11 protein-coding genes are annotated in these 14,450 nt (G+C 41.5%); 10 read left to right on the top strand and 1 reads right to left on the bottom strand.

The window, feature by feature from the left end:
• Positions 1 to 101: 101 nt before the first annotated feature.
• The 8 genes from QNH28_RS14610 (at position 102) to QNH28_RS14575 (ending at position 11,070) form a co-directional block, all read left to right on the top strand.
• Positions 102 to 1,889, top strand: a complete 1,788-nt coding sequence (locus tag QNH28_RS14610; protein WP_283911990.1) for a cache domain-containing sensor histidine kinase — start codon at positions 102 to 104, stop codon at positions 1,887 to 1,889.
• Positions 1,882 to 3,441, top strand: coding sequence for a response regulator transcription factor (locus tag QNH28_RS14605; RefSeq protein ID WP_283911989.1), 1,560 nt, complete (start codon positions 1,882 to 1,884; stop codon positions 3,439 to 3,441). Before QNH28_RS14610 ends, QNH28_RS14605 begins: the two co-directional genes overlap by 8 nt.
• Positions 3,442 to 3,567: 126 nt before the next feature.
• Positions 3,568 to 4,524, top strand: a complete 957-nt coding sequence (locus QNH28_RS14600) for an ABC transporter permease (RefSeq protein WP_283911988.1) — start codon at positions 3,568 to 3,570, stop codon at positions 4,522 to 4,524.
• Between the two features lie 9 nt (positions 4,525 to 4,533).
• The gene (locus tag QNH28_RS14595; protein ID WP_283911987.1) at positions 4,534 to 5,436 is read left to right on the top strand and encodes a carbohydrate ABC transporter permease; all 903 of its coding nucleotides are present in this window, start codon (positions 4,534 to 4,536) and stop codon (positions 5,434 to 5,436) included.
• Positions 5,437 to 5,513: 77 nt separating this feature from the next.
• Positions 5,514 to 7,265 carry an ABC transporter substrate-binding protein gene (locus QNH28_RS14590; RefSeq protein ID WP_283911986.1) on the top strand — a complete coding sequence of 584 codons (1,752 nt, stop codon included), beginning with the start codon at positions 5,514 to 5,516 and terminating at the stop codon, positions 7,263 to 7,265.
• A 126-nt stretch (positions 7,266 to 7,391) separates the two neighbouring features.
• A complete protein-coding gene (locus QNH28_RS14585; protein WP_283911985.1) occupies positions 7,392 to 8,486 on the top strand; it encodes a GerAB/ArcD/ProY family transporter in 1,095 nt (364 codons plus the stop codon).
• Positions 8,483 to 9,928, top strand: coding sequence for a spore germination protein (locus tag QNH28_RS14580; RefSeq protein ID WP_283911984.1), 1,446 nt, complete (start codon positions 8,483 to 8,485; stop codon positions 9,926 to 9,928). The genes QNH28_RS14585 and QNH28_RS14580 overlap by 4 nt, the downstream gene beginning before the upstream one ends.
• A gap of 2 nt (positions 9,929 to 9,930) precedes the next feature.
• Positions 9,931 to 11,070: a Ger(x)C family spore germination protein gene (locus QNH28_RS14575; protein WP_283911983.1), complete on the top strand. Its 1,140-nt coding sequence runs from the start codon at positions 9,931 to 9,933 to the stop codon at positions 11,068 to 11,070.
• A 102-nt stretch (positions 11,071 to 11,172) separates the two neighbouring features.
• Here QNH28_RS14575 and QNH28_RS14570 read toward each other — a convergent pair whose 3' ends face one another.
• Entirely contained in the window at positions 11,173 to 12,342 is a 1,170-nt protein-coding gene (locus tag QNH28_RS14570) for an MFS transporter (protein WP_283911982.1), read from the bottom strand.
• Positions 12,343 to 12,527: 185 nt separating this feature from the next.
• Between QNH28_RS14570 and QNH28_RS14565 the strand changes: the two genes are divergently transcribed.
• Both QNH28_RS14565 and QNH28_RS14560 read left to right on the top strand, forming a co-directional pair.
• Entirely contained in the window at positions 12,528 to 13,076 is a 549-nt protein-coding gene (locus tag QNH28_RS14565) for a TetR/AcrR family transcriptional regulator (protein ID WP_283911981.1), read from the top strand.
• Positions 13,077 to 13,169: 93 nt separating this feature from the next.
• Positions 13,170 to 14,423 carry a sensor histidine kinase gene (locus tag QNH28_RS14560; protein WP_283911980.1) on the top strand — a complete coding sequence of 418 codons (1,254 nt, stop codon included), beginning with the start codon at positions 13,170 to 13,172 and terminating at the stop codon, positions 14,421 to 14,423.
• The last annotated feature ends 27 nt before the right edge of the window (positions 14,424 to 14,450 follow it).

Genomic DNA, 14,450 nt, shown 5'->3' with positions numbered 1-14,450 from the left:
AAGACAATAAATCCCTAAATGATCACATATAATGGAAGTTCGTTTAACGATATACTTTTATGTAAGCGTTAACATTCCATTACTGGAGGTGGCCCTTATTCGTGTATGCTCGCATCATCACCCTAATGAATAATCTTAAACTCAGAACGAAGTTGTTTCTGTCATTTGGCTGTGTTGTTCTGATTCCAGTCTTAATTGTAGGGCTGTTCCTCACTAATGAACTACGGAATATGGCAATGGCTAATGCGCTGGAGCAGATTACCGCCAACGTGGATCGGGTGAAGAAACGGACTGGCGAAATGCTTAACGTTCCGATCGACATCGCTTACCGCCTATCAAATGACAGCCGACTTGAAGAGGTTGCCAATCATCGTTATGAGTCTGTCTATGATGTTGTGGAAGCTTACTGGAATTATCCTGATTTCCGTGATTTTGTCCGACTGTACAACGAAGTTTCCAGCATCCGCTTGTATATTGATAATCCAACGATTCTAGACAACTGGGAGTTTCTACAGACGAGTGAGAATGTTACGCAGGAGCAATGGTACCAAACTGCGCTCACACAAAAGGGGCTGGTGTGCTGGAATTATATTCGGGACAACCGTAATGGACGTTATTATCTAAGTCTAATCCGAAAGGTCAATTTTTTAAAAGAGAGAACCACAGGGGTACTAGTTGTGAATGTGAATACGAATAAGCTCAATGCTATCCTTAATCAGGAATCCTTTGAAACGCTTATTATGGATGAGAACGACAATATTGTCGCCTCCAATCGTGTAGATACACAAGATAAATCACTGACGAACATTGACCTCACAACCTTATCTGCTACAGGGCAAGGTCCCCACGATGTAACCATTGACGGTAAACCTTTCAAAATGGTGATCGATCACTGGCAGCCAGGTGGAAGCTTGAACAGCCTGCGTATCATCTCTATATTTTCAGTTGCAAGCATTGTCGATGAGCCCAACCGAATTATTTTCGTTGCTTCAATTGTAGTTCTTTCGGCATTGTTTATGGCTATTCTCTTAATTTATTATGTCTCGCGACTACTCACTGGAAGGATACTCCATCTTAGCAAGCATATTTCTAAGGTCGCTTCAGGTAATTTAGGGGCCACGCTTGTTATTGACGGTAAGGATGAAATCGGTCAGCTCGCCAGACAATTCAATCATATGGTACGGAACATTAATGAACTAATGAGTGAGGTTCAAGAATCCAATCGACAAAAAAATGCGATTCAGCTTAAGCAAAATGAAATCAAATTCAAGATGATGGCCAGCCAGATCAATCCCCACTTTCTCTTCAACGCCCTGGAATCAATCCGAATGAAAGCCCTTGTTAGGGGACAAGCGGATATTTCTCAAGTCGTTCGACTACTAGGAAAAATGATGCGTAAAAACCTTGAGGTTGGCAATGGGATGATCAGTCTGCAAAGTGAGCTTGAAACCGTAAGCTGTTATCTAGTCATCCAAAAATTCCGCTATGATGACAGACTCACGTATGAGCTTCATGTGGACCCAAAGGCGAATCCTTTTCAAATTCCTCCTTTGATTATTCAACCTCTGGTAGAGAATTGTGTTATCCACGGACTGGAGAATCGAATAGAAGGCGGCATGGTCCGTGTAGAAATCCGCTTAGAAGACCATTATCTAAAGGTTCAGGTATCTGACAATGGAACCGGTATCTCAAAAGAGCGAATACAAGAAATTAGGCAAATGCTGGAGAACAATGATGACTATGAAACTAATAATATTGGAATGCGCAATATTCATTTACGGCTCCAGCTGACCTACGGCCCGCAATTTGGGCTAACCTTAACAAGTCAAATCGGATTTGGAACGCAAATCAGCTTTGCAATTCCATTAAGGAGTGATTCATATGTATAGCGTGTTGATTGTCGATGATGAGCTGGCGATCCGTGAAGGACTTGTTGCTCTGCTAGACTGGGAGAGTCTAGGATATCAGGTAGTTGATTCAGCGGCGAACGCCTTAGAGGCAAAGCATAAATATGAACTTTACTCCCCTGATTTAATGATCGTAGATATCCGCATGCCCGGTAGAGATGGTCTAGAGCTTGTTGAAGAGCTGAGAGCACTCGATCTGGAAATGCATATCATTATCCTCAGTGGTTATGCTGATTTCAGCTATGCCAAGCGTGCGATAACTTTTGGTATTGATAACTATCTGCTCAAGCCGGTGGATGAAGATGAATTGCGGTTATACTTAGAAAATCTGTCCATTGAGCTGCATACGCGTATTGCCCATCATAAGAAACAGGCCGCAGTTAAGGAATGGAGCCGGGAAATGCTGGTTCAATCCTTGCTAATGGACCGAAGCATGCAGACTCTACCAATAATGGAGGTAACCATACACGAAGCAGGACTCCTTTGGGATTCCTATCAGGTGGTCCTAATTCGGCTGCTACTGCAGGACAATTCAGACCACGGACCTTCAACGGTCATAAAGACAAGACTTACAAATAGCTTTGAAGAACATGGCTGGGGCATAGTATTCTTGCTAGATTCTTATTTGGGAGTTTTGCTGCAGCCCTCATTTCAGAAAGAACTTGTACGTAAATTAATGGTCCAGAATATACAGGAAGTAGTATTTGAACATGGACTTGAATGTATCATCACCGCAGGTGATCTGGTGAACACTCTGGAGGATATCTCAGTCTCCCATCTATCGGCGCTGACAAGGATGAAGGAGCATTTCTTCTACGACGAACCAGGGATGATTGGACCGGATTCCATGAAAATAAAGAAAGGGCTGACAGTTAGTCCAGAGGAAATAGAGCACAGGCTGGAGTCCGTTGTGGAACGGATGTTTTTTTGTATGGATACCGGCAGTAGTGCGTTACTCTTCACCCTGATTCAAGAAACTGGAGAACTTATGATTACCGCCGATTATTCCGAGATGGCCATGAAATCGCGTTACGTGCGTATCGTTTCTCATCTACTAAACAAACTCTCTCTTCAATATAAGGAGCTGAGTCCTTTTCACAGCGACATGGATGAGCAAATTGAACAAATCTATAAACATACTTCTCTGCCTCAATTGCAGCGGTATACCGCCACTCTTCTGGAGTATTATGCAAAAGGTATTGCCCGGGACGATATGGAGGTCTTCCTAAAACGGATGCTGGACCTCATCCATCGACATTATAATGAGAATCTTAAGCTTGACACGCTTGCGGATGTATTCAGTTACAGTAGCGCTTATCTGGGGAAGCTTTTTAAGAACAGCACGGGGTATTCCTTTAACAGTTATCTGGATAAAGTCCGCATGGAAAAGGCCAAGGAACTATTAATTCAAGGCTACAAAATCCATCAGGCCGCAAACGAAGTTGGCTTCAACGATGTTGATTATTTCCGTGAAAAATTCAAGAAGCTTGAAGGCGTCTCTCCCTCCGACTACCGCAGAAAGAACTTGATTTAATTTCACATTTTTTCAGAGAACGCTTACGAAAATGACGGATTCCCCCCTGTTTTTTATATAAAATATTCGGGTGTTTCCTTCACTTTCATTAGATTATGATTATGGCATATCGAAGGAGGGACATAAATGAAAGCGATTACCTCAAAAGCTCAGCCGGAGCCGAAGAAGTCAACCTCACGCTTTTGGCCAACTTTCTTACAGCAAAAATACCTCTATATGATGGCCTTTCCATTTGTGCTCTGGGCATTTGTATTCAATTATTTGCCTTTATGGGGATGGACGATGGCATTTCAGAAATACAAGCCCGGGAAATCCTTTTTCGAGCAGAAATGGGTCGGCTTGCAGTACTTCAGAGAGCTTATTCAGGATGATCAATTCTTCAATGCACTTCGCAATACGCTCGCTATGAGCATCATGGGCCTATTGGCCGGATTCATCATTCCCATCCTATTTGCCATCCTTCTGAACGAGTTGCGGCTGCAGTTTCTAAAACGGTTTGTGCAGACAGTCTCCTATCTCCCCCACTTTGTATCTTGGGTGGTAGCTGCCGGGATTATTACCAAAATGCTCTCTACCGATAACGGTGCGGTAAACGACCTGCTGCTGGGTCTTCATCTAATCAGTGAACCTATTCAATTTATGGCTAAAGGTCATTTATTCTGGGGAATCGTCACGGCTTCGGATGTTTGGAAGGAAACCGGGTGGAACACCATCATTTATCTTGCAGCCATCTCAGGCATTGGACCAGAGCTTTATGAAGCAGCGCGGGTAGATGGTGCAAGTCGCTTGCAGCAAGTGCGAAACATTACACTTCCAGGTATCCAGACAACGATCATTATTCTGCTCATCATTTCCATCGGGCATTTAATTAGTATTGGGTTTGAGAAGCAGTTCCTGCTCGGCAACAACCTGGTGCGCGATTACTCTCAGACACTGGATCTGTATGCGCTCAACTATGGTCTGGGCATGGGTCGATTCTCCTTCGGTACGGCCATTAATATCTTCAATTCTGTGGTGAGTGTGATTCTGCTGTTTGTCGCCAACGGGATATTCAAAAAAATAACAAAGGAAAGCATCATATAGGAGGCCCTTATGCTAAGTAAAAAACTGGCCACCGTGTCATGGTCGGACCGCATCTTCGATCTGGTAGTCTACATTGCGATCACTGTAGTGACCATAGTTACGCTATACCCTTTTCTGAATGTGTTGGCAATTTCCTTTAACGACTCCACAGACAGCATTAAGGGTGGAATTACGATATATCCTCGCGTCTTCACTTTTAAGAACTATGAGACGATCTTTGCCTATTCTGGTCTGATGACCGGACTCAAAATCTCGATCTTGCGTACGGTGGTAGGCACGATTCTTGGGTTGGTCAGTGCCTCCATGTTAGCTTTCACTCTGAGTCGGGTAGACTTCCAAGCCCGAAAGTTCGTCTCTACATTTCTCGCGCTTACAATGTATGTCTCGGGTGGTCTCATCCCTGGCTACATCTTAATCAAAGATCTTCATATGATAGGAACCTTTAGTGTGTATGTTCTCCCTGGTCTCGTCAGCGCATTTAATGTATTTGTCATCCGTTCCTTTATCGATGGCTTGCCCTATGCGCTGCAGGAATCCGCTAAGCTGGACGGGGCTAATGACTTCACAATTTATTGGCGGGTTATTCTTCCGCTGACCAAACCTGCGCTAGCCACCATCGCTCTCTTCTTAGCCGTTGGCCAATGGAATTCATGGCTGGATACTTATCTCTACAATGGTTCCAAGGATGCGTTGACTACCCTACAGTTCGAGCTAATGAAGGTCATACAGAGTACGACAACTAATGCGGACAATTTCCGAGGTCGCAATATGACGGAGGTTATGGCACAAATTTCTCCGGAATCAGTCAAAATGGCAATCACGATCGTAGTCACAGTGCCTATTCTTATCGTCTATCCATTTTTGCAGCGCTACTTTGTTAAAGGGATGACTTTGGGTTCAGTAAAGAGCTAGTACGCTTATGGTATCAGCAGGCTTAGCCTGTATACACAATACATTTTTTTGACCAGAAAAAGGGAGGGTTTCTATTCATGACAAGAAAGTCAGTAAAATCACATGTGATGTTGATGGTCTTTACTTTACTAATCAGTGTGCTGGCAGGTTGTAGCGGATCAAGCAACAAAACAGCAGATAACAACGAAAAATCTAAATCTACTAATGAAGTTAGTGCCACTGCAGAGGCTACCGCGGAAGCAACTGCACAAGCCGAAGATTTAAGCCCGTTGACACTCTCCTTCTTCGCAGAAGATCCAAATCCGAACTGGAACAATATGAAAGACGACATCAGCAAAGTGATTACAGAGAAAACAGGCGTCACACTCGATGCGGAATTTGCGGTAGGTGATCCACAACAAAAAATCGCCTTGATCGCTGCAGGTGGTGATTATCCGGATATCATCTCCGCCAAAGCGGATATCGGTAAACTTGTAGACGCTGGAGCAGTCATCGATCTAACTGAATTAATCGACAAGTATGCTCCTAATATTAAACGTGTACTCGGCGACAACCTTGCTCGGGCAAAATATACGAATGATGACCAATCGATTTATGCCATTCCGACCTGGGCCGCAGTTGATGAAAAGAAATTTGTGGCTGGCGGCGGTTTTGAGCTTCAACATCGTGTCTTGAAGGAAGCCGGATACCCTGAAATCAGAACAGTCACCGATTATGAGAATGTAATTAAAGCCTATCTTGAGAAACATCCAACTGATGAAAACGGCAATAAGAACATTGGAGTCTCCCTGAACGCGGATGATTGGCATATGTACATTTCTGTCACTAACCCTGCTGTTGCTACGACAGGTGGTTCGGATGATGGAGAATATTATGTTGATCAAGAGACCCATGAGGCAATTTACCACTTCCGTCGTCCGGAGGAGAAAGAGTATTTCCGCTGGCTGAATCATATGAATGACATCGGATTGCTCGATAAAGAGAGCTTTGTGCAAAAGTATGACCAATACAAAGCTAAAGTAGCAACTGGACGGGTTCTAGGCCTGATTGACCAGGATTGGGACTACAATGATGCTCAGCAGGCGTTAAAGACGGCAGGAAAGTTCGATCAAACTTATGGTCATTATCCGGTAACATTAACGAAAGAATACAAGGAAACTAGCTTCTGGCCTACCGGCTTCATGGGCGGTTATGGCATCTCGATTTCCAGCACAAATCCGGACCCAATTCGTACAATTAAGTTCCTGGATTTCCTCGCTTCTGACGAAGGACAAATCTTGAACAACTGGGGAATTGAAGGTAAGCATTATGTGGTGGAGAACGGCAAACGGGTCGTTCCAGCAGATGTACAAGAACGCATCAACAATGACAATACAGCCTTCACCAAGGAAACAGGAATCGGCTTCTACTGGAATATGATGGTTCATTACGGAGACGGCGCTAAGGATGCTAGTGGTAATTATTACACTAAAAACTTCCCGGAACAGCTTGTACTCGGGTATAGCGATGTCGAGAAAGAAACTCTAGCAGCCTACAAGGCAACCACTTGGAAGGATCTATTCCCGAAAGAAGAAGAATTCACTGAAAAAGCCTATGGTGCAGCATGGAATATCGCGATTCCAGGTGAAGATGAGGTCACCATTCTAGGCAACAAAATGAGAGATATTACATGGAAACGTATTCCGGAAGCCATTCTTGCCAAACCAGCAGATTTCGATAAAATTTGGGATGACTACTTGGCAGCTTTGGAGAAAGCCGGCGTAGAAAAAATGGAGAAAGGTTACACCAAATACGTGCAGGATCGTGTTGCCTTATGGAGTAGTAAATAAAAACACTCTGAGCCGTGCGGACATCCGCACGGCTCTTTACGTTTTCCCCCTACTCAATTCTCTAGAATAAATCTTCTCCAAGAATGGCATTATAAGGTAGACGGTGGGTTCGGTTTATTTAGGAGGATGAGGAAAATCAAAACAAATATTACGTTTATTCAATCCATCATGATTATTATGCTGAGTACAGGCCTTCTAAATCATGTCATTATCATACCTATCTTATTGGATGCGGCAAAACGTGACGCATGGATTTCAGTACTGCTTGCTGGGGCATGTGCGCTAGTCTGGATCTTTATCCTGCACATTAGTACTACCAAAATCAAAAAGCAGCATCTTTTCGCTTGGCTGGCAAAAGCTTACCCTCCTATCGTGAGTCGTATTCTTGCAGTAATCGCATGTGTATATTTACTTGCCTTATGCACGCTTACTACTAGGGACACTGTCTACTGGGTGCATCTGACCTTCTCTCCAGAGACGCCTATACTGGTCCTTACTTTCATATTGCTTTTGATTTCTGTAATAAATGCTTATTTAGGTATTCATTCTCTTGCTAATACCGCTAGTATTTTGTTGCCATTTGTTGTTATATTGGGTTTTTTTATAATGATCTCAAACACAACGCATAAAGATTATTCCTTGTTAAGGCCAATTCTTGAGCACGGTATGCAGCCCGTTTGGAACGGGTCAGTGTACGTAGGAGCAGGTTTTGTTGAGCTCATCATGCTTTTCTTTATGCAACACCACATCAAATCACGATTGTCATATCTATCGTTTATGATCATGATCCTGATTATCTTAGGACTAACCATGGGACCTGTTATAGGTGCAATTGTTGAATTTGGTCCGGATGAGGCTAATAAACTCAGATTTCCCGCATATGAAGAATGGAGATTACTGACAATTGGACGATACATTGAGCATCTAGACTTTTTTAGCGTTTATCAATGGTTTAGTGGTGCTTTTCTGAGAATTTCCCTAACCATGTTTCTTATTCTCGATATACTCCAAATTCAAAGTAAAAAAGTGAAAATGTGGGTTCTTGGAAGCATTTCTTTAGCTATTGTAATGTTTACAGCCATACCATTTAGTGATCAATTTTTTCTGAGTATGTTAGCTCACTATGTACTTCCCTTTTCTTTATGGGGGGTACTCGCTTTTTCTGTAATTATTGCAGGGCTGATCAGCTTGGCTCAACGAAAGGGGAAAGTAACATCATGAAAGAGCCTGAGCAAAAGGAATCTAATACGTTCGAGGATGTGTTCACACGAGTATTTGGTTCAAGTTCAGACATTAAGAGACTGACTATCTCTTTGTCTGACTCGGAAAATGCCGTTCAACTGGTTTATTGCCAGGGGTTGTGCGATGAAATCAAAGTGGAAGAATCCATCATACCCGAACTAAAAAAGATTCCGGAATCCATCCTCACATCTCCTGAACTTGATCTTGAGCAAAAAATTCCGTTTCACATGACCTCCCTTCCATCAAAAGAGATTAAAGCTTCAATGATAAGTACGGTTCTGAATGGTGATCTGTTCCTTCTTTTTACGCCATCGAATCAATACTATGTTGTGAAATTGGCTGATCCACCTAAACGACAACCTGAGGAACCCAATACAGAAGTGTCCACAAGAGGGCCTAAAGATGGCTTTACGGAAGAATCATTTACCAATATTGCCCTTATTCGAAAAAGACTCAAGACCGAATTATTGGCTGTTGAACAATTCAGTATTGGAATCCAAACCGCGACTGAAGTTCATCTTTTATATCTCAAAGAGACGATTAAGCCTCATGTACTAAATGAAATCAAGTCAAAACTAAACAGCGTTCAAATCCAGGGATTGGTGAGTAGTACCCAGCTCGAAGAAAGTCTGACTGGATTTTCGTTTTTTCCATTATTCGCATATACGGGCAGACCTGATTATGCTGCGAATGCATTGCTTCATGGCAAATTTGTGCTATTAACGAATGGTTCACCCACAGTAATTATGGCACCAGTGAGCTTTAGCTTTTTGTTGAATACTTCGGAAGATGCACATATGGTAAATATTTTTGTTGCTTTTACTAGGTTATTGAGAGTCGTAGGGGTGATGCTTTCCCTGTTTTTGCCGGGCTTTTGGATCGCACTTACTACGTTTCATCAAGATCAAATTCCCTTTACACTTCTTGCAACGTTAGTGAATTCGAGACAAGGCGTGCCTCTTCCGGCTCCCTTGGAGGCGATTGTGATGCTTATTTTATTTGAGATTTTTCGAGAAGCAGGTATGAGATTACCTACTGCTTACGGTCAGACCTTATCAGTAGTTGGAGGTTTAATCATCGGTCAGGCAGCCATTAGTGCCGGTATTGCAGGTCCGGGTACGATTGTGGTTATAGCCATTTCAGTATTGGCTACCTTTACATTGGTGAACCAATCATTAGTTAGCGTCGTTAGCTTGCTTCGAATTACGATACTCTTGATTAGTGGGTTTCTGGGGTTGTTTGGTACGATGACCTGTCTGCTTGCACTGGTCCTCTTTATGGTCAATTTGCGTTCTTTCGGCACCTACTATCTTTCCCCTCTATCCCCGCCTCACTGGAAGGAATTTTATAAGGTTATTTTCAGAATGCCGTGGGGGAAGGGAAAGTTCACGGACAATACGGGAAATAAAGGACGAGATTGATCATGAAATTGATCCGATGCATGCTTGTTACCACTCTGCTCTCCATGCTGCTTACTGGATGTTGGGGATCAAAGGAAATTGAGCATATGATCTATGTGAACACTATAGGAGTCGATTATGTAGATAACAAAGTCGTTGTTTATATCCAAATGGTTAACTTTAGTGGCATTGCAAAGAAAGAGGCGGGGCAAAGCCAAGAACAAAAAACCTTCATCGGGAAAGCAGAAGGAGATTCGTTTGATTCGGCAATATTTAATATATATGCCACTAGTCCACAAAGAATTATCTGGAGTAATGTGAAAACGATCGTATTTAGTGAAGCAGCGCTAAAGAAGGGCAATATTGTCAATCAAGTATTGGATGTTTGGGATCGATATTATGAATTTCGTTATACCGTTTGGACCATGGCAACCAACGAACCTATGGATAAAGTGCTGAATACCTCGTCGATCGCCGATCTATCAGTGATTTACTCGCAGCTTAACAGTCCTATGCGAACCTATGAACAGAGCTCGGTTATCGCTCCGTTGTATCTCTACAAGTTTATATGGGAATGGAGAGAGAAAGCCGAAACGGTTCAATTGCCTTTCCTTGAAATTGCACCAGACTGGACCAGTAATAAGGAATCCTCCCCTAACATTAGCATGTCGGGGATCTGCTTTCTGCAAAATGAGAAATTTCGTGGCTGCCTGAAGACTAAAGAGATTTTAGGGGTTCGATGGTTGGAAAAAAAGACGCAAAGAACACCTCTAATTATCAAAGATGAAACAACCGTACTTGCTTTGATCGTCATGAACAAAATCAAATCCTCTATTCATCCTAAAATGAAGCAAGGCAAACCTGTCTTCGATATAAAAGTGTCTATGAAGGGCACTCTTCCAGAGTTGAGCGCAAACCTTAGTCGAAATGATCTTGAACTGAAAGCGATAAAAGTAATTAATGATCAGATTAGGGAGACTTATTTGAACGGGTTAGAAATAAATGCCGATGTATATGGACTCTCAGGCATATTCTATCGCCAGCTTTCAAAGGAGTGGAACAAATTGAATGTTAAGGGAATGTTACCACTCGATTCAAGCAGCATTGACAAGATAGATATCAAGGTGAATTTGACCAGTGGTGGTATCTCTAAGATTGAGTAAATGAATAAGATTTAATTCATTTGCGAACTGCGTGCAGATGATTAATAAAAGAGAAAAACGCTTCGGGTCTAACCACTCGATGCGTTTTTCTCTTTTATATGACTACATTAACTGTTGTTTTGCCGTACTAAAAAAGTAGATCCTCAGAAGAATCGGGAATAAACTCAATACCAAAAATAACACTCCACTTAAAACGATATATTGTGTACCCATACCAGATATGAACATTCCACCTATAGCTGTACCGATGGTTATCCCTAAATTACCGCAAGATAGAAACAATCCATTAGCAAAATCAGGAGCCTCTGGAACCGCAGATGTTATCCAATGTTGACTGATCAAGTTTCCTATTGCATAGAATAAACCCCATAATAAAACTGTTATGATCATAGGTCCTGTGAAAGCACCCGTTAAGAATGATAAGAGATAAAGGATACCCAATATAAAAGGGAATAATATTACAGTTTTTATTGCATTTTTTGAGAGTAACCTTCCTCCTGCAATGTTTCCAACCAAGCTTGCCAAACCATATAGTAATAACACCAAGCTTAATGTTTTACCCGAAATATGTGTTACGGACTCAAGATACTCCGCAATGTAACTATTAACACTTGCACTTGCTGACCCTATAAATACGACTGCAACAATAGCAAGCCAAGCGATTGGCTTTTTTAATACACTTAATTGAGATCCGTAAGAAAGCCTTTCCTTAACCGGCATAGAAGGTACGAATAGTAGCGTAGCTATGAATGCCAGTGCGTTTACGATAGCAAAGAATAACATCGCCATCTCTACCGTGCTTTCGCTAGCAATATAGTTAGTGATCGGTACGCCAAGGACCATCCCTCCTGTCACGCCTAACATTACTTTAGAAACAGCCTTTGGAGCCTCTTCCTTACTGACCGATGTAGCAGCTACTGTCAAAGCCAATGAACAATACACTGGATGAAAAAAGGCTGGCAGCACTCGGGCAATGAGCAACACAGTAAAGTTTGATGTGAACATGGAAATGATATTGCCAAGTATAAAAATACCGAGTACAAGTAACATAACTTTTTTACGATTTAGACCTGAGAATAACAAAGGCATCGTGGGACCAGCGATAGAAACAGCAAGTGCAAAGAGACTAACTAACAGCCCTGCTTTGGAGACCGTGACATGATAGTTCTCGGCGATTAGCGGTAATATCCCAATTATCCCCATTTCAGTTGTCAGAATGCCGAAGACTCCTATGATTAGGATAAATAAATACAATTGATTTTGTTTTGCCATATGAACTCCTTCAGTATTGAAAATTTGTTTTACACCCGAAAGTAAACATTGATGTATTATTGCTCTAATGTGTATTATTAAAGAATGCTCGAATTACTTCAATGATCAAATGTTAATAATCCGTATATTAATTCACACGTTGCTTGGATCTGTTTATTATCTGAAGGAAAGTTTGGTGATTCTACTTGGCAAAGGTTGATAGAAGAATTCTTAAATCACAAGCAGCAATAAAAAAAGCAATGATTGAACTGATGTCTGATAAAAGTTTCGATCACATCACACTAAAGGATATTTCGGACCGAGCTGATGTTAGCCGCAGAACGATCTATCTTCATTATCAAGATAAATATGATCTTTTAGATAAGCTAATCGAGGAACATATCCAAGAACTTCGAGAATCCTGTGAATCTGATTCGGAAATTAGTGCTGCACATAGAAAATTGACCTGGTTCGAATACTTTGAGGCAAATTTTTTATTCTTTTCTGCCATGTTATCTAGTAAAGGAGCCCCCTTCTTTCGGAGCCGGTTTCTTGAGTTTGTCATCGAGGATATCAAGAATGAATGGGATATGGCAGAGGGAAAGAAGCGTGGATTATACGAAGACGTTATTCTGCAGTTTATTGCACCAGCGTATGTAGGGATCGTAGAATGGTGGTTTACTAACGAAATGCCTTATCCACCTCATGTTATGGAAGCACAATTGGAAATTTTATTAGAAAGTAACCTAACGTAAAAGATCCACCCTATCCATCTTCAGGAGGAGGAATTCATACTTACAACGAATAACAATATATCAAATTCTTTTTAAACTGGTGGGAGGGCTAATATGCTGTTTGTAAAGGATATTTTGCTGCAATTATTGTTTGCCCTAACCCCTTTTGTGCTTTATACCGTTTACTATCGTGACAAAGCCGAAAACTATTCAAAACAATTTATCACGATTACCTGTATGATTTGTCTGTTTATGTCGATGACCTTCCCTGCTAGTGTCCAAAATGGAATCATCTTCGATATTCGTTACGTAATTATGTTTTTCGGAATGGTTTATGGCGGCATAACTACTGGAGTGTTTCTTCTTGTTGAGTTTTTAACCTACCGTCTGCTTTTAGGAGGACAAGGGCTATATTCAGCGATTATTATTCTCTCCATCACCTTTACCTTATCTGCCCTCTTATCCATCCTATATCGTCATCGTTCCCAATACCGAAAACTTATTACCTTCATTGCAGGGATAAGCTTTTCCATCATTCCTATAGCTACTATGCTTGCAACGGAATATCAATATACGATACAGCATTTAAAGTTCAACATCCTCGTTATGCCAGTTCAAAATTTCCTCGGAATTTGGATATTAATTTCCCTGTTTAATAAAGCAGTTTCTGATAAGGAATTGTATCTAAGGTATCTTCAAAGTGAAAAATCGGAAACGATTGCCCATGTCGCAGCCTCTCTAGCCCATGAAGTTCGTAATCCACTTACAGCCGTTATGGGATTTCTGAAATTAATGAAGGATGATTCAATCACAAGAGAAAAGAGTCAGAAATATATTGAAATTTGCCTTGAAGAGATCAATCGAACAGAAGTTATTCTTTCTGAATATCTATCGATAGCTAAACCCAATCATTCAATGGTAGAGAAAATGGAACTTGTACAGCAAATCTACTCCATCGTAGATATCATTACTCCGTACGCCAATATGAATAACGTTACTTTGGAGATGCAACACTCGGAGGATAAACTATATGTATCTGCAAACCCTACTGAAATCAAACAACTATTCATTAATTTTATAAAAAACGCGATAGAAGCTTGCTCTGTTATGGCAACAGGTAATGTAAGCATCCGTATCGAGCGTCAATCCCATTTCGCAAAAATAATAATAATTGATAATGGGATTGGAATGAGCAACGAACAAATACAGCGACTGGGAAGCATTTATTTTTCAACTAAAAGCAAAGGTACCGGATTGGGTCTTACACTTTCTTATCAATTAATCCGTTCGATGAACGGTGATGTAACTGTACGAAGTAAATCAGGAGAAGGAACTGAATTCATTCTTTCGATACCATTAACTAACTGAGTACGGACAGGCTCAAACGGCACAAAA

Source organism: Paenibacillus sp. G2S3 (genome assembly GCF_030123105.1).
Lineage (GTDB): Bacteria > Bacillota > Bacilli > Paenibacillales > Paenibacillaceae > Paenibacillus_AQ.
The sequence above is the reverse complement of the archived record's forward strand: the minus strand, read 5'-3'. Positions and strand labels throughout refer to the sequence as shown.